Raw genomic sequence first — 16,464 nt, 5'->3', positions numbered from 1 at the left:
TAGGTTAGAATGGTTTACGCTCCCGTGACCGCTGGCGTGGTTGATCTGTTGCGTGATGAAAACGAAACTACGGTGTCGTCGTATTCGGCAACGGTAAACAATTTCAACAATTCCAGCAGGTTTGCCGCTTCTGATTGGAGCGCGCGAACGTTGTTCGTTGAATTGTCGACCATTATCGCATTTTGCTGGGTTACGCGATCTAGGTTTGTCACGCCGACATTAATCTCTTTAATGCTGCCGGCTTGATCGGTTGCCCCTGCAGAAACCGAAGCAATCAGCGTCGAAATCGTTTCGATGCGTTTCACAATTTCCAAAAGCATACCTTCCGTATCGCGGACCAGCGCCACGCCTGTTTCGACATTTGTTGCGCTGGTTGTGATGAGTTCTTTGATCTGACTGACGGCCTCTGTCGAACGCATGGCCAGTTGCCTGACTTCGGCTGCAACCACCGCAAAACCTCGGCCGGCATCACCGGCGCGGGCCGCCTCGACACCCGCATTTAAGGCGAGAAGGTTGGTTTGAAACGCGATATCGTCCACAACCCGAATGATAGACCCGATTTCCTTGGATGACTTTTCGATTTCGCCCATCGCACTTGTCGTATTTTCGACGACTGATCGCCCCTTTTTAGCATCTTCATCAACTTCATAGATCAGCTTTTCGGCTGATTTCAGCTCTTGCGTACTTTCCGCGATCTTGCTGGTGATTTGATCAATGGCAGCGGCAGTTTCTTCGAGCGTTGCCGCCTGATTTTCGGTGCGGCGCGATAGTTCTTGCGCCTCTTCGCCCATTTTTTCGGTTTGATTGCCGATCATTGTGGAAAACTGCTTCAAATTCTGGATCGTCGATCCAACGCTTTGGACGCTATTGTTATAATCAGCGCGGAGCGCGTCATATTCGGCGGCGAAAGTCTGTTCCAACGGCTTTGTAAAATCTCCGGCAGCAAGCCGCCTTAATCCGCTTCCCAATTCGTCAACGGCGTATCGTTGCGCGTCGGCTTTTTCGTTTTCTTCGATCAGTTTTTGGTCAAAGGCCCGCAAGCGATCCGCCATAAGTTCCAAGGTACGGGAGAGATCGCCAATTTCATCTTTGCGGCGCGTGTCTGGAATGGTGAAACTATAATCGCGGTCGCCGATCTTTTGCATTGCTTGCACAATCGAAGTCAGAGGATCTGTGAAGGTTTTGGATATGAACGAACCTACCAGTGCGACAAGCAACATGGCCGCTAACGTCAAAACGAAAACCTTGTTTCGCTCCTGTTTCGCAATCGCGTACACTTCTGAAAGTTCAAATTCCCCGACCAGAACCCAGTCTTTACCAAGGATGTCGATGACACGTGCGACGCCAATGGACAGCGCGCCATTTAAGTTTACGTCGTTTGCATAAGTGCTCGCCCCGGTTTCAAAGGCGTCGATCACTGACTGATTGGGGGTCAATGAGTCAAGCGTTGAATGGCGACTGTCAAAACGGGATTCGGACCGCGCCAGCATGTCGGGTGCTAGCATTGTCAATTCTCCGGTTTTACCAAGCCCATCCGCGCGCGCGATGACGTCGCTAACTGCACCCAAAGCCAACTGCACTGCAAAGACACCAATTATGGTCCCTTGCGCGTTTTCCACTGGTGTCGCGATAAAACCCGCGGGCGCGCCGTAGCTTGGTTCGTATGGTTTAATGTCATTGAAAACCGTTTTGCCGACAGGAATCGTGAGGGCCGTTTCAAACGCGGCAGCAAGGCCAGAATTTGCGTATGGCCCGGTCAGGAAATTAGTCGCAAAATCGGTTTCTTTATAAACGGAGTACAGCAGGTTGCCGTCTGTATCGAAAAGAAAAACGTCATAGAGGCTAAGCCGGTTTTTTATGTCCCGAAAGAACGGATGGAAGTTTTCGTGCTGAAAATTGTAGGGGATTGATGCAGGCGCGCGGTCGAAAAGGTCTTTTTCACCGACCGGGTTCGGATTTTCGTCGATGTAAGCCTTGTGCAAGTCAGCGACTGGATCATCCATGAGCAGCCCAAACGTTGAATTGAACCCTTGTATCGCTTGGATGACTGTGGGGTCGGACGCATAGCTTGCTACTTTTGAATCAAGGGATTCGAACCAGTTTTCCATCGCAAGCGAACGTTCAACCGTTAGAATTTCAAGCTTTGCCTGCGTTTGTTGCAACAGGCTGCTTTTGAAATCTTTGTAGTTTAGCCAGCTCAATGACAACGCCACGCTCAATGACAGCAAAACAAATGCCACTGGCAGTTTCGCGGTCATTCGGATGTCGTTGATGTTCATCGCGGCTTCTCCAACTCAAGCTGAAAGGTCCGCCGTCAATACAGGACACATTCTTAAGGAAGCGATAAACTCAGATTGTATTTGTTGGTGCTGCTGCTTTGACCTCTTCGGCGATTTGTTCCAGTTGCTGGGCAAGCGGATTGGTCTTACGCCATATCATGCCAATGGTTCGCGATGGTTGCGTGTCGCCGAACCGGTTGACGCAAACAGGTGCGGATCGGGTTTCGACGCTTAGCGCCATTTCAGGAATCAGTGTCACGCCGATCCCTGCGCCGACAAGTTGCACTAGTGTGGACAGTGAACTGCCGTCCAGACCTTCGCGTGCTCGCGCTGTTTGCATGTTGCAGTACGATAGAGCCTGATCGCGCATGCAATGGCCTTCCTCTAGCAGCAAAAGCCGCATGGTTTGTAGGTCATCAATATGTGGGATCGGTTCGCTAGCGTCTTTAGCGGGTCGGACCAAAACGAAGTCTTCGGTGAACAGCGGTGCAACCGTAAAGGACGGTTCAGCGATAGGAAGTGCCACGATTGCCGTATCGATCTGGCCATCCAGCAATTCTTGTACCAAGCGCGGGGTGGTTGTTTCGCGCACGTGGATATCGAGTTCGGGGTGCGTTTTTGTGAGCCGACCAAGAATATTTGGCAGCAGATAGGGGGCGATGGTGGGAATGACGCCAATCCGAAGGCGGCCAGCCATTTGACGGCCAGGCATGCGTACCAAATCTTCCAGTTCTTCAACACCACGCAGGATGTCCCGCACACGCAAAGCAAAGTCTTCGCCGAATCCCGTCAAACGAACCTGTCGCGCACTACGTTCGAATAGCGGCGCGCCAAGCGTTTCTTCCAACTCTTTGATCTGCATCGACAAAGCGGGCTGAGAGATGGCACAGGTATCCGCGGCCCTCCCAAAGTGGCCGTGTCGTGCGAGCGCTTCGAAATAGCGGAACTGTTTGAGGGTGACGTTTATCATAAGGTGAACTTATCGCATCAATCAGGATATTCAACTTAAACTAATTCTAAATTCTTGCTACGACTCGCGCAAACGGCACATCAACAACGGAGTATTCCCATGGACGGCAACGCCTTTGACACAAACGACAGCTCGGCAAAGTGTCCGGTTCTTGGTGGCGCACATCGCCACGGTGCAAAAGGCACCACTGCGAACCAGCACTGGTGGCCAGAACAGCTAAACCTGCGGATGCTGCATCAGAACACGCCCCAAGGAAACCCGATGGGCGACGATTTTGACTATGCGGAAGAGTTCAAATCGCTGGATATCGACGCTGTCAAAGAAGACCTGAAAGCGTTAATGACGGACAGCCAAGATTGGTGGCCTGCCGACTATGGCCACTATGGTCCGTTCATGATTCGGATGGCGTGGCATTCTGCGGGTACGTACCGTGTGGGTGATGGCCGTGGTGGCGCATGTTCCGGTAGCCAGCGTTTTGCACCGCTGAATTCATGGCCTGATAACGTCAGCCTTGATAAAGCGCGCCGCCTGATCTGGCCGATCAAAGCCAAGTATGGTCGCAAGATTTCTTGGGCTGACTTGATGGTTCTGACCGGCAACGTCGCGCTTGAAACGATGGGTTTCGAGACATTCGGTTTTGCAGGCGGTCGTGAAGATATCTGGGAACCAGAAGAAGACATCTACTGGGGTCCAGAAACTGAATGGCTGGACGATAAACGCTACACAGACGCCCACGACATGATCGGCGAACTGGGTGCGGTTCAGATGGGTCTGATCTACGTGAACCCGGAAGGTCCAAACGGCAATCCTGATCCGTTGCTGTCTGCACGCGACATTCGCGACACCTTTGCCCGTATGGCGATGAACGACGAAGAAACTGTGGCGTTGGTTGCTGGTGGTCACACCTTTGGTAAGGGCCACGGTGCCGCTGACCCAAATGAACACGTTGGCGTTGAACCAGAAGGCGCGGCGCTGGAAGCGCAAGGTCTTGGCTGGCATTCTACATACGGGTCCGGCAAGGGCGAACACACCATTTCGTCCGGTCTGGAAGGCGCTTGGACAAGCAACCCGATCGCATGGGACAACGGTTATTTCTCGAACTTGTTCGAACATGAATGGGAGCTCGGCAAAGGTGCCGGTGGTGGCCATCAGTGGTATCCGAAAAACGGTGAAGCCGATGTGCCGGACGCCCATGTTGATGGCAAAAAGCACCTGCCAACGATGTTCACATCCGACATCGCACTGAAAGAAGATCCCGCCTACCGCGAGATTTCCGAACGGTTCTACAAAGACCCGGCAGCGTTCCAAGAAGCGTTTGCGAAGGCGTGGTACAAGCTGACGCACCGCGACATGGGTTCATACGAGCGTGGCTTGGGTGATCACAAACCTGCAGAGCCACAGCTGTGGCAAGATCCGGTGCCTGCAGTTGATCACGAATTGATCAACGACACGGACATCGCTGACCTGAAAGCGAAAATCCTTGCGACGGACCTGACAACGGCTGAACTGATCTCCACCGCTTGGGCATCCGCATCCACATACCGCGGCTCTGACCGTCGTGGTGGTGCCAACGGTGCACGGATTGCACTGGCCCCTGCCAAGGATTGGGAAGCCAACAACCCTGCGCAACTCGCCAAAGTGCTGGACGTGCTGCGCGGTGTGAAATCTGACTTTGCCAAGCCTGTATCGCTTGCTGATCTGATCGTTCTGGGCGGTGTTGCTGCGCTGGAAAAAGCTAGCGGAATGGACGTGCCGTTTGCGCCGGGCCGGACTGACGCGACGCAGGACATGACCGATGTTGAATCATACGCATGGCTGGAACCAAAGGCAGACGGTTTCCGTAACTACTACAACAAGGACGCCAACCTGCGCACACCTGCAGAAATGTTGATCGATAAGGCACAACTGCTGACGCTTACTGCGCCGGAAATGGTTGTGCTGTTGGGTGGTATGCGCGCGCTTGGCGCGAACTACGACGGGTCAGCGGATGGCGTGTTCACCGACACACCTGGCACGCTGAACAATGCGTACTTTGTGAACCTGCTCGACATGGCGACCGAATGGAAAGCAACGTCCAAGGACAGCTATGAAGGCATCGATCGCGCTTCTGGCGACGTGAAGTGGACAGGCAAATCTGTGGATATCCTGATGGGGTCCAATTCCGTGATGCGTGCGGTGGCCGAAGTGTACGCGTCAGCTGATGCGGCGGATAAATTCAAGTCCGACTTTATCGCAGCTTGGACGAAGGTCATGACGGCTGACATCGTCTAAACCATCCGATGGTTCAAAATTTGAACGGCGCCCTGCTTGGTTGGGGCGCCGTTTTTGTTTGGGTCTGCCGTAGCGACTTGATACTGGGGACGTAACAAACAACTACAGGTAGCAGCATGTCCCAACACCAGCCGATAGGCATCGCATTGATTGGTGCGGGCATGATCGCCGAGCGCCATGTCAAAGCCATTTCCGCAGCGCAGGACGACATGCATCTGCGAGCTGTTGTGTCCCGTAATCCTGACCGCGCGCGGGGGCTTGCCGAGGCTTATGATGGACCCGCGCCCATCTTTACATCCGACCTTTCTGAAATCGCACGAGACCCAGATATTCACATGGCCATTGTTGCGACTCCGCCGAGTGTACGTGCCGACGTAATCGCGCCATTGGCAAATGCCGGCAAACATATCCTGCTCGAAAAACCGGTCGGGCGAACGACCGCAGAAGCAACCGAGGTCGTCGAGATATGCGAAGAAGCTGGTGTAACGCTTGGCGTTCTGTTCCAGCATCGTGTTCGCGACACCGCCCGTGCTGCTGCCAAATACGTGGCAGACGGAACGCTTGGCCGATTGGGTCATGTCGAAATTGCCGTCCCGATCTGGCGTGCGCAAAGCTACTACGATGAACTAGGGCGCGGGACCTACGCACGTGACGGGGGCGGGGTATTGCTGACCAATGCGATCCATTCGATTGACCTTGCGCTGTCTTTGACGGGCCCTGTGAAAAGCGTGCAGGCGATGACGGCGACATCGCCGCTGCACCGTATGGAAGCGGAAGACGTAGCCGTTGTTGGACTGCAATTTGCATCGGGTGCTGTTGGGTCACTGCTGGCCAGTACGGCCACGTTCCCGCATGGGACCGAAACGATCATGCTTCACTTTAGTCAGGCGTCATTGCGGATGACCAAAGACACATTGACTGTCAGTTGGCATGACGGGCGCGTGGAGACGCCTTTCAAAGATAACAGCGACGGTGTGGTGGTTCCACTTTCGGGTGGTCAGGTGGCTTGGCACCAAGACGTTATCGCCGATTTTGCCACCGCGATACGAACGGGCAGTGCGCCGCTTGTAACAGGACGACAGGCGCTCGAATCCCATGCATTAATCACTGCAATCGAAACCTCCTCGCGTTTGGGGCAGCGTGTAGACATGGGGGCGTGACCGCGTTGGACATGTCCTTTCTTTACGCGGGCCTTGATCCAGCGACGGCGGTTTTCCTGTTTGTGATCAGCTTCTTCGGGTCATTCATTACTGTCGCAATGGGGATTGGTGGCGGGGCAATGATGCTGGCGGTGATGGCGACCTTGTTGCCACCCGCCGCGTTGATACCGGTGCACGGGGTCATCCAATTCGGATCGAACGCCTACCGCGCTTTTGTATTGAAAGAGCATACGTTTTGGCCGCCCATCGCGGCATTTGCAATTGGCAGCCTGATTGGTGTCAGTGTTGGCGGTTTAATCGTTGTTGATCTACCGCCGAGTGCTGTTCAAATCGGCGTTGGCCTATTCGTGGTCTGGTCTGTCCTGCGTAAGCCGCCAAAGTGGCTGACGCATTGGCCGTTTCTGACGGGGCTTTTGTCGAGCTTCCTAACGATGTTCTTTGGCGCAACGGGTGTATTCGTTGCGGGCATCGTAAAATCCCATCAATTGGGCCGTGAAGCCCATGTCGCGACCCATGCGGTGATGATGACGTTGCAGCATCTGTTGAAGATCATCGTCTTCGGAATGCTCGGTTTTGCATTCGGGCCTTGGCTGGGTTTCATGGGGGCCATGATTACATCAGGATTTGTCGGAACATTGGCTGGCAGACATGTTTTACGCCGCATGAACGATGCAGTCTTTGGCAAAGTCTTGAATGTTATCTTGATGCTATTGGCCGCACGCCTGATCTGGCAAGGGATTGCGGGCCTTTAGCTGGTGAATTTCCAAGGTTGGATAACAGCAACCTGTTTCTGTGCTTCACCACGTTCCACAACCACCGCAACAGCGAGGCCTGGAAACAATTCACCCATGCCGAATTTGCGCAAGATATCGGCATGGACGAAGATTTCTTCGTTCGTGCGGAACAGCATGACGAAACCGTAACCTTTGACCGAGTCGAACCATTTCACGCATCCTGGTTCAAGCGTCTCTTTTTCCTCGGCCGTCAGGTCATCGTAGGTCACGACATCGTTGGGCTGGCGGATCTCAAGAACCCGCGCGACGCGGACACCACGGTCCGTGCCTTCGATAAGGAAGTCGACAACGACTTCCTTGGCTATTGTGTTGATGCCAAACTCGCGCAACGTGTTGACGTGCAACAGCACCTCATTCCCTGACTCGGCGTCGACGACGAAACCGAAGCCTTTTGCGGGATCGAACCATTTGACAGAACCAGAGTAACTTTTGTCGTCAGAATACATAATGTGACCGCGAAACATGATCAGAAGATTGGCATCTTCTTTGGGGTAAGCTTGGACTGCTGTGCAATCAATCGTCGTAACGTGCGACCTGACCTAAAGGTCAGGTTCAATTCGTGATTGTGCGCTGAACGGGTCAACATATTGTCAATGAAGTGTCGAAAAGCATGAAAAATAAACAAAATTTCGACGCTGTAGGTGACGAAGGCGTTAACTAAGAATCAACGAACTTGACCACTTTATACGATCATGATGACTTTAAGGCGAAATTTAATGATGCAGGTGAACGTATGACCCAGTTTGACATCCGTGATCCGGCTTTCTCTGATTTGTTTCCGGATGGCGCTGGGCTGCAAGAAATCGCGACAGGTTTCGGTTTCACGGAAGGCCCGATTTGGCACCCCCACGACAAGTGGCTCATGTTTTCGGATATCCAAGAAAGCAAACAATACATTTGGCGCGAAGGGGCGGGTCACAGTATTTTTCGCCAACCCAGCAATCAGGCGAATGGTAACTTCTTTGATCGCGACGGGCAGGTTCTGACGTGTGAACACGCGGCATCACAGGTGACGATCCACGACCACAGTGGGAAGCGGGTCAGGCCAATCGCGACCCACTATGAAGGACGCGCATTAAACAGCCCTAACGATGTCATTTGCGACAGCTTGGGGCGGATTTGGTTCACTGATCCGGCGTACGGACGGACGCGGGCCGATTTGGGCATCATTCGCGATCAGGAACTGGCGTTTCAGGGGGTTTACCGGCTTGATCCTGACGGGTCCCTTCACCTTGTCGCGCGCGATTTTGACCAACCGAATGGTCTATGTCTGTCGCAAGACGAAACCAGACTGTTCATTAACGATAGTCCGCGCGGCCATATTCGTGTGTTTGATGTCGCAGCTGACGGGGCGCTGTCGGGTGGTGAAATCTGGGCGAATGTCGTGGGCGATGGACCATGGGTGCCGGATGGCATGAAGACGACGACGCAGGACCATATTCTTTGCAATGGCCCTAGCGGGGTGCACGTCTTTACAGCTGATGCACAGTGCCTTGGCGTCATCCTGATGCCGCAAAAATCCACGAATTTTTGCTTTGGCGGTGCCGATATGACGTCGTTGTTCATCACGGCATCTGCGTCAGTCTACCGGATCGAAACGCGCATGACTGGACTGGCAATGTTTTGAACGAAAATGCCCTGCCGTTTCCGCGAAACGACAGGGCATTGGATTGGTTTCTAAAGGGTTGTTATAGGCCCAACTTAGAATTCTCTGTGTACATACCAACAACGGCGTTCATATCGGCCATCGTCTTGTTCAAACCTGTGAAGATCATCGCGCGGGTTGCTTCATCAACGGATCCGCCAGCCGATACGGTTGCCACGTGATCGCTGATCTCTGCCCAATCCGCTCGCACGATTTCCAGACCTGTCAGAATTTCTTCAGTCGGTGCGGGCGAAATGCCGGCGCCATCCATTCCGAAGATAAGCGCGTTCAACGAAGTTTCGAACATGCTGACAGTTCCGCCGAGCGTTTCAAGCGACGCATCCGCGTAGATGCCTGACGTGATCAAGCAGACCTCTTTCGAGATTTTCTGTGACAGCATGCGCTGACGGCCAGCAATATCGATGGTCAACGCGTCAGACTGCAACAAAGCGGTTGGATCGGCATATTGGCCTGAAATTTCACTGACGAGCAGTTTTGCTGCGTCCAGAACTTCCATGTTGTGTTCGGCTAGTTCCAGGACTTCTTCGTCGGTGCCGCCGGTAGCTTCGATGTCGTCAAATGCGGCATGGAGCGGATCGTATTTTGCATGAAGGTTTGCGATCGCGGCCAGTGTCTTGCGACGCTGTTCTTCACCGATGATGTTCAACGTCTCATCACCAAATTCAAGGGCAGCGATAATCGTGTCGAACTCTACTTTTGCAGCGTGCAAAACGGCGTTGCTTTGCTCCGGTGCGATACCAGCGTGATAAGTACAGGCCGCAGCAGGAATGCGCTGGCTTAACATTCGTAGTTTGCCCGATAGGTTGATCCGCTCGCTTGCGCCAATATCTTCCAGAAACTGGGTCAGCAGGATCGGATCTTCGGGTGGAATTGAAATAGCACCGGATTGCGCAACGCCTTGGGTTGCGGTCGAAAGCGTCAATGCAGCAACGGCACCGAGCGTTATTTGTGTAATACTTGAAGTGCGTTTCATCTTGATCTCCTTTTTCCACACCGCAAAGGGTGCAGGATATCACCGGCATGAATCGCAGCACGTGGGCAGATCGAAACCGGTTCTGAAAATTCAAAGTGCTGTTGGCAAAAGGATGCCAAACAGGCGACCCGTGGGTGATGCGGGCACAGCCATTTGACTGTGCCCGACAAAATTACCCGCGGGCAGCTTCGATCCACACTTCAACGCGACGGTTAATCGTGCGACCGTTTTCGTTGATGTTACATGCGGATGGTGCGATCTCGCCGAAGCCGGACACGCCCATTTCAAGGTTTGCGACACGATCACCTGCAAATGCAGCAAGTTCGGCCATCACTTGGTTCGCGCGGCTTTCTGAAAGTGTCCGGTTGCTATCAAACGCACCAACACCGTCTGTAAAGCCAACAAAACGCACTTTTGTGCCTTCTGGCTGCGCTTCAAGGAAGTCGGCCAAACGTGCCATATCAAGCAAGCCACGTTCATCCAAACGGGATGATCCTGTCGCGAAACGGAATGTTGTGGACAAGCGGTCGTAATCAACCATTTCAGACAACATTTCACGCATCACGCCGCCTTCGTAAGCGTCGACGTTTGGATCAAGCAATGCACGTGCGCGTGCGCCATCAAGCGCCTGTTCGCGGCGGCTGATGCCCAAGTCGATAAAGCCTGCTTTTGCGATCACGCCATCAGCATCTTTGGACACGGTATAGTCCACGAAATCTTGTGTGGATGCATCAATCGCGTCGCTACGGTTGTAGAGATACAGACGACGTTGCAGGGCGTATTCTTCTGTCTTGGCTGAGAACGCGTCAGGTGTCACCGAAATTCCGCATTCGTTCACAACGGACAAGGCTTTTGCGCCACGCTGGAAAGCGTAGCCAACATAACCCAGCGCAAATGGATCTTCGTTCACCATTGCGGCCATTTCGTTGTTGCCTTCGACAACTGCTGCCGTGGAAACGAGTGATGGTTCGATTTCACCAAAGATACGGCTTTCGAATACGGCACGTGTACCGGATCCGTCGACACGTGTGATCAGCTTGATTTCAGCGTCACCACCGCCCACTTCGGACCAGTTTGTGATGGCACCCGAATAGATACCGCGCAGTTGTTCCAGCGACAGTTCTTTGATTGGGTTTTCCGGGTGGGTGATAACCACAAGGCTATCCACCGCAATCACATGTTCCTGTTTTGCGCTGACCATGTTGCCAGCGCCGTTGTCACGCAATGCACGGGCTTCAGCTGGACGAATCCGGCGTGATGACATGCCGATTTGGGCTGTTCCATCCAGAAGGGTAGAGAACGCATCGCCGGACGATGTTGATGTCACAAGATAGCTGCCGATTTCATCGCCAAATCCGCCGTCACCAACAAGGTTCGCCAGAATTTGACCGCGGGTTTCTGTCGCGATGACCGATGCTTCTGCATTCAGGTGCGACGCGTAGCCGGAAATCAGCAATGGCATCATACCAAGACCAACTGTGTCAGACCCAGCGATTTGGATGTCTGCAGTGGCAGTATCAAAGACGGGGCATGCATCGCCTTCACAGCGAACGCGGTTCGCGGCAATCCGAAGATCGCCAAGGCCGGTGCGGATGACGTAGTTGTCGTCGACGAAATCGACGAATTCCCCAACAAGGTTTACGGTTCCGTCAGCAGACTTGAGCGTAACCTCGTCTGCGAGAACTGACATTGGCAAAGCGCCTGCAGCAAAAGTAATTAGGGCACGTGCCGCAATTTGGCGTGCGTTGTACTTGTTGAAAAACATATCGAAATCTCCTCATAACCAAACAAAAACGGGCGTCTAAACTTGAAAAAGCGACCCATCCACGAACGCAAACGTTTTCATTCGCGTCATTGATGGTGAGATTTGATAAGGTTTTGTGGAAAATTTATGACCAAACTGAGTGCGGAAGCTGACCTAACGGCAGTCTCATTTTTGGTCTACACGTAAGGGTTTAGTGCGGTTTTGGCCCTAAAGTTTAGATTTTGACCACGCACTGTGCAAATTTGCCATATTTTCAGACGCATAGCACAAAATAGCAGCTTCTGAAGAAGTCTTTACGATTGCAACAGATCCGGCTTCATCTAAGGCATCATTCAAGCAAATAAATCCTGTTGGACCCGCTAATTGTTCCACTGATTGAGAAAAACTGTCCCATTTTGCATCAATCGCTGCGCGTAATATCGCCAGTTTTGCGCCATCTCCGCCGGTTGTGTTCTCGGACCCGTCTTTCAAAACCACCCAAGCGGTGACAAAATCCCCGCAATCACGAACAAAAGAGATCATCGGTGTTAACGGCGCCGGGTTCAGGTCAACGCCCCAATGCGCCGCAAGATTCTGTGCGGTAAGACCCGCGTCAGACTGGCCACCCATCGCGTCGGGTTCGTCACTGACAACTGTCAATTCACCAGCCGTTGCAGTGAACTGATCAATGATACCATGCAGACCATCAATGACGTCCGGCGCATCGTGGGAAATCGATTTCCCCAACACACCCATCACGCCTGTGATGTCTTTTGATGCCTGCACCAAACCGCGCAGACGACGTCCGCCCGCGACCAAAGATATTTCGGATCCGTTCATCTTAAACGTCAGTTTGCGCGGCAAGACGGTCATGTCGATTTCGTTCAGGATCGCGGTCAGAATCGGCGGTTCTGTCCCGTCAGATACTACGCGCAGGCCGTTTTCAAAGCTCTCACCTTCAGATGAAAGCGCGGCGAGTTTCTGGGCAAGGGTTTGTTTATCCATCACAAAGGTGATCCTGCATCGTGCGACATGGGAAGGGTTGCGAGATCGATCATCATGATCCGCTGCTAATTTTTTGAAGCGTCGGGCGCGCTGCTGTCAGGAACGATGACACGTCAATATCTGGCTGACAGATGCAGCACAGAACATCAGACGGTTCGTTTGCTGCGCGCAAGAAAATGGTCAGTTGATCGCGTGTTGCGATCATTGCTGTGTCGCTTTGACCGTCGCCAAAATTTGGACTTCCGGGTTTACCAAGGCTTTTGGCCGCGTCTGCGCACAACGCGTTCAGCGCCTCGCGTTGCTGCGGGGCGTCGGTGTTTGTAACCAAAACCATCTCGGTGGACAGATCCGCAAACGCGAGCGTTTCACACTTTGGAAACTGGCTGTGCAGCGCGTCCAATTCTTCTGTGGCCATGTCTTGCGCACTCTATCCCGTTACACCCAAAGTCCTTTTATGACATTCGGGCACACAGGGAAAGGGACTGCAACATGCGTCGGTTGTTTAAGATGCAATCTGCGCTGGGTTTTCAACAGTCTCGTCGTCCATGTGGAAAACGGGACGTGATGTGTTTGGGCGCGGCCTGTGTGAATTGTCATCTGCAGCGTCTACGCGATGTGCGCTGACACGGCGCGGCACCACTGGTGCGGCTTCGGGATCGCGACCGTCTACAACGGGGTCTGTCAACAAAAGCGGCGAAGGTTCTGCGTCAGTTGCATCGACTTCTGTTGCTTCCGGAGCCGACACGTAAAGCGTTTCGGTTGTTCCTGCGACTGCGATGGTCAGTTCCTGAACCATTTCGATCAAATGTTCGGTGAACGCGCCAGCACCACTGGCGTCCCATGCATCGTAATCTTCGCCAGCATTCAATGCCTGAAGCAGGGATACGGGGAAGGTCGCGCCGAATTGACCTTTGGTTTCGTGCTTGACCCGCGCCAAGACGCGATTGCGGTCACGCTCTGTCGTCAACTTATCGAAACGCGTGATCAACAGGATAGACCGCTTGCGTACGGCTTCGGGCATCTGGGCCCAAACCGCAGCTTCGGACTGCCGCCATGCTTGGGTCGCGTGGGTACACCACAACACGGCGTCGACTTCTTCCAGCATCCGTTCCACCACATCAGATGACATGTTCGGGTCGGAAATGCCTGGAAAATCAATTAGATCACACACATCAAGGATATCACTTTCAAAGAACAAGCGGATCACGCGTGTGTTTTCAACGCCAATTTCTTCGAGATGCGACAGTGAAATCAGTTCTTCGGTGCCGTCCACATCAACGCGGTAAGGGGGCTGCGAACCGGATGCCATCCAAACAGGTGACAGGCGCGTTGCCGTTACCTTTTCCGGCAAGGGGCGTGAGCCCAGCAGCAGATTTGACAACGTGCTTTTGCCAGCACTGAATTCACCCATAAGCGCAATGCGTGGCTTACGGTTCAGCGAAGTGGAATGGGTCATGCGGCAGCACCTCCAGATATTTTTGGGTCAACGTCGTAGTCATCGTCATCAATCGCGAGATCTTCGAAAATGATGTCGAACAGTTCTTCACGTTCTTGCTGGGCTGTAATGCCGAACAGGCCTTCCAGATCACCAAGACCGATTTGAGATTTTTCAGCGATATCCGTCAGAATGCCGCGTTGTTCAGCCAAGAAATCGGCCATCTCGCCGAGGGCGGTTTGGCGGATGTCGTTCAACTGACGGTTTTTTAGGTCATCGACGATAGGGGCGGTTTCCGCCTCGATCAATTCATAGAAATTGCTGGCAAAGGCGCGGTATCCTTTGCGGCGTTGCCACCAACCTTTCCACCAAGATGTCTGCAGATCAAGCGCGATGGTTTGTCCCAAAGACACAGGAGCAGGCACGCCAGGTGCGTCTGGTGGTGTCACCGTGAAGTTTTCGACATCAACCGAAAATGCCTGTGCATATAGGTCAGTCAAATCAGTCGCGGCATCGCCAAAAGCGGCATCGCACATGGCGGTGAAGTCTTTCTTCATCACCTGATAACCGGTGCGCAACAGAATGCGCAGACCATCAGGAGAATACTGCCAAATCTCGTTTTCACCCTTAGTTTCAAGGTGTTGGATCAGCGTCTCAACCGCGCGGTCAAGGAATCGTTTGTTCGATTGATCAATACGGCGGCTAAACTTGGCAAAGACTTCGTCCAGACCGTCATTCAGTTTCTGAATATGCTTCGCGTCGATGGCATCAAGATGCGCTTTCAGCGTCGTTTCATCCATCGTTGTGACATTGTCGCCTTCCAGACGCATGGACACCAGTGAACTCGACGCCCGTAGGCCGCCCACATGGTTTTGCGCGCTCTTGCGGATGGACGTCAAACGTTCTGCGCCAGAACCTTCGGCGATCCGTTCGGAAATCGCGTCGAACAGATGTGGCAGGCCGGACAATTGCCAGACCATTTCGAACGCATCCATATCTGTGGCTTGGTCGCCAAGGATCGATTCGGCGTAATTGAACAAGGCATTGGCGCTGTCATCAACAATTTCGGTCAGATCACCGCCCAGCGCCATGTTGGCCCAGTAGGCAGACCCGAACAGCACTTCGCAGTTTTCGGGGCCGTTGTTGTCAGACAAAGTCTGCAGAATAGACGCACGAATTTCAGGGATCTGATTTGCTGGATCGGACAGTTCGTCGACACGGTTCACAAAAATCACGACTTCACGGCTTTTCACGTTTGAAATCAAACGGATCAAGCCCATGTCCATGGTCGACAACGCTTGGTGTGCAGACAGAACAACCACACAAATCCGGCTGTCACGCAGGGCTTTGATCGTGATCTGCTCACGCATCATGAACGTATCGTTCACGCCTGGCGTATCGCGGATACACAATGGCATCGGCAAGAAACTAGCGTCCATGTACAGGTCAGCTGATTTCGTAATATCGGCGAAACGACCCTGCTGTTCGGCCTGCGAAATCTCGTCGAAGTCATCGCCCATGCAGACGTAGCGCTGCATCAGGTCGTCGTCGAGTTCGGCGTAGTTGTGACGTTGCCCCAGCAGCAGTTCGAACTTACGTCCCAACCGTTCGCGGGTTTTTTCGTACATCTGGCCGATCTGTTCGCGGACCTTGTTCATTTCTTCATCGGCGCCAGCGCGGCTGGACAATTCGCCGATACGGCCACCGTTTTCGACCAAATGATCCCATTCGTTCTGGTCAAAGAACTGGAATGACGCACGCGGCGCATCGGGCGCCATCGGCGTGTTCAGGTGAAGTGACGTGATGACGGATGTCCACGGGTTCACGTCCGCTGGCAGCAAACCGGGACGGCCTGCCATGGCGTTCACGAGCGATGTTTTACCGGCCTTAATCTGGCCGATCATCGTGATGTTTGGTTCAAACGCACGTAGCTGCTTGACCAGCTTTTGCGCCTTTTTGGCCGCTTCTGGGCCGCCAATCTTTTCGATGTCGAAAAGGGTATCTTCAAGATCGCTCAGTTCGTCGTGGTAGGTCTCAAGCTTGTTCAGACCAATCCGCATGAATCCGGGCTGTGACACTTGGGCCTGCTCACCCTGATCGTTTGTCAACTTTTCCATATCCACGTTCTTTCCTGCCCGCGTTTTGTGCGGGTCGTTGGCTCTGGTTG

General features: G+C 53.3%; 13 protein-coding genes. 4 read left to right on the top strand and 9 right to left on the bottom strand.

Annotated features, from left to right (window positions below):
* Positions 1-14: 14 nt before the first annotated feature.
* Together MWU61_RS09085 and MWU61_RS09080 are read right to left on the bottom strand one after the other, a co-directional pair.
* Positions 15-2,279, bottom strand: coding sequence for a methyl-accepting chemotaxis protein (locus MWU61_RS09085; protein WP_247128005.1), 2,265 nt, complete (start codon positions 2,277-2,279; stop codon positions 15-17).
* 70 nt (positions 2,280-2,349) lie between these two features.
* On the bottom strand, positions 2,350-3,249 hold the full coding sequence (locus MWU61_RS09080; RefSeq protein ID WP_247128004.1) for a hydrogen peroxide-inducible genes activator: 900 nt from the start codon (positions 3,247-3,249) through the stop codon (positions 2,350-2,352).
* Positions 3,250-3,348: 99 nt separating this feature from the next.
* Here MWU61_RS09080 and katG point away from each other — a divergent pair, with 99 nt between their 5' ends.
* The 3 genes from katG to MWU61_RS09065 all read left to right on the top strand — a co-directional run bounded on the left by katG (position 3,349) and on the right by MWU61_RS09065 (position 7,432).
* Positions 3,349-5,520: a catalase/peroxidase HPI gene (gene katG, locus MWU61_RS09075; protein WP_247128003.1), complete on the top strand. Its 2,172-nt coding sequence runs from the start codon at positions 3,349-3,351 to the stop codon at positions 5,518-5,520.
* Positions 5,521-5,636: 116 nt separating this feature from the next.
* Positions 5,637-6,680: a Gfo/Idh/MocA family oxidoreductase gene (locus tag MWU61_RS09070; protein WP_247128002.1), complete on the top strand. Its 1,044-nt coding sequence runs from the start codon at positions 5,637-5,639 to the stop codon at positions 6,678-6,680.
* Between the two features lie 11 nt (positions 6,681-6,691).
* A complete protein-coding gene (locus MWU61_RS09065; RefSeq protein WP_247128001.1) occupies positions 6,692-7,432 on the top strand; it encodes a sulfite exporter TauE/SafE family protein in 741 nt (246 codons plus the stop codon).
* Here MWU61_RS09065 and MWU61_RS09060 read toward each other — a convergent pair.
* Complete coding sequence (locus tag MWU61_RS09060) at positions 7,429-7,920, bottom strand: cold shock domain-containing protein (protein ID WP_247127999.1); 492 nt, start codon at positions 7,918-7,920, stop codon at positions 7,429-7,431. The two genes, MWU61_RS09065 and MWU61_RS09060, sit on opposite strands and share 4 nt — an antisense overlap.
* A gap of 287 nt (positions 7,921-8,207) precedes the next feature.
* On the opposite strand from MWU61_RS09060, the gene MWU61_RS09055 reads away from it, so the two are divergent.
* On the top strand, positions 8,208-9,101 hold the full coding sequence (locus tag MWU61_RS09055) for an SMP-30/gluconolactonase/LRE family protein (protein WP_247127997.1): 894 nt from the start codon (positions 8,208-8,210) through the stop codon (positions 9,099-9,101).
* Between the two features lie 61 nt (positions 9,102-9,162).
* Here MWU61_RS09055 and MWU61_RS09050 read toward each other — a convergent pair whose 3' ends face one another.
* The 6 genes from MWU61_RS09050 to MWU61_RS09025 form a co-directional block, all read right to left on the bottom strand.
* Positions 9,163-10,113: a type IV pili methyl-accepting chemotaxis transducer N-terminal domain-containing protein gene (locus tag MWU61_RS09050; RefSeq protein WP_247127996.1), complete on the bottom strand. Its 951-nt coding sequence runs from the start codon at positions 10,111-10,113 to the stop codon at positions 9,163-9,165.
* A 172-nt stretch (positions 10,114-10,285) separates the two neighbouring features.
* Positions 10,286-11,878: a phosphate ABC transporter substrate-binding/OmpA family protein gene (locus MWU61_RS09045; protein WP_247127995.1), complete on the bottom strand. Its 1,593-nt coding sequence runs from the start codon at positions 11,876-11,878 to the stop codon at positions 10,286-10,288.
* 207 nt (positions 11,879-12,085) lie between these two features.
* Positions 12,086-12,862 carry a hypothetical protein gene (locus tag MWU61_RS09040; protein WP_247127994.1) on the bottom strand — a complete coding sequence of 259 codons (777 nt, stop codon included), beginning with the start codon at positions 12,860-12,862 and terminating at the stop codon, positions 12,086-12,088.
* 52 nt (positions 12,863-12,914) lie between these two features.
* Positions 12,915-13,277, bottom strand: coding sequence for a hypothetical protein (locus tag MWU61_RS09035; RefSeq protein WP_247127993.1), 363 nt, complete (start codon positions 13,275-13,277; stop codon positions 12,915-12,917).
* An 87-nt stretch (positions 13,278-13,364) separates the two neighbouring features.
* Complete coding sequence (locus MWU61_RS09030; protein ID WP_247127991.1) at positions 13,365-14,318, bottom strand: dynamin family protein; 954 nt, start codon at positions 14,316-14,318, stop codon at positions 13,365-13,367.
* The gene (locus MWU61_RS09025; RefSeq protein WP_247127989.1) at positions 14,315-16,414 is read right to left on the bottom strand and encodes a dynamin family protein; all 2,100 of its coding nucleotides are present in this window, start codon (positions 16,412-16,414) and stop codon (positions 14,315-14,317) included. Before MWU61_RS09025 ends, MWU61_RS09030 begins: the two co-directional genes overlap by 4 nt.
* Positions 16,415-16,464 lie beyond the last annotated feature (50 nt).

This window comes from Loktanella sp. F6476L (genome assembly GCF_023015725.1).
In the GTDB taxonomy this organism is placed as follows: Bacteria; Pseudomonadota; Alphaproteobacteria; order Rhodobacterales; family Rhodobacteraceae; genus Yoonia.
The sequence above is the reverse complement of the archived record's forward strand: the minus strand, read 5'-3'. Positions and strand labels throughout refer to the sequence as shown.

Coding starts and splice junctions, on each gene's coding strand:
- MWU61_RS09060 (WP_247127999.1), bottom strand. CDS start 7,920: ATGTATTCTGACGACAAAAGTTACTCTGGTTCTGTCAAATGGTTCGAT.
- katG (WP_247128003.1), top strand. CDS start 3,349: ATGGACGGCAACGCCTTTGACACAAACGACAGCTCGGCAAAGTGTCCG.
- MWU61_RS09040 (WP_247127994.1), bottom strand. CDS start 12,862: ATGGATAAACAAACCCTTGCCCAGAAACTCGCCGCGCTTTCATCTGAA.
- MWU61_RS09085 (WP_247128005.1), bottom strand. CDS start 2,279: ATGAACATCAACGACATCCGAATGACCGCGAAACTGCCAGTGGCATTT.
- MWU61_RS09070 (WP_247128002.1), top strand. CDS start 5,637: ATGTCCCAACACCAGCCGATAGGCATCGCATTGATTGGTGCGGGCATG.
- MWU61_RS09080 (WP_247128004.1), bottom strand. CDS start 3,249: ATGATAAACGTCACCCTCAAACAGTTCCGCTATTTCGAAGCGCTCGCA.
- MWU61_RS09065 (WP_247128001.1), top strand. CDS start 6,692: ATGTCCTTTCTTTACGCGGGCCTTGATCCAGCGACGGCGGTTTTCCTG.
- MWU61_RS09025 (WP_247127989.1), bottom strand. CDS start 16,414: ATGGAAAAGTTGACAAACGATCAGGGTGAGCAGGCCCAAGTGTCACAG.
- MWU61_RS09035 (WP_247127993.1), bottom strand. CDS start 13,277: ATGGCCACAGAAGAATTGGACGCGCTGCACAGCCAGTTTCCAAAGTGT.
- MWU61_RS09055 (WP_247127997.1), top strand. CDS start 8,208: ATGACCCAGTTTGACATCCGTGATCCGGCTTTCTCTGATTTGTTTCCG.
- MWU61_RS09030 (WP_247127991.1), bottom strand. CDS start 14,318: ATGACCCATTCCACTTCGCTGAACCGTAAGCCACGCATTGCGCTTATG.
- MWU61_RS09045 (WP_247127995.1), bottom strand. CDS start 11,878: ATGTTTTTCAACAAGTACAACGCACGCCAAATTGCGGCACGTGCCCTA.
- MWU61_RS09050 (WP_247127996.1), bottom strand. CDS start 10,113: ATGAAACGCACTTCAAGTATTACACAAATAACGCTCGGTGCCGTTGCT.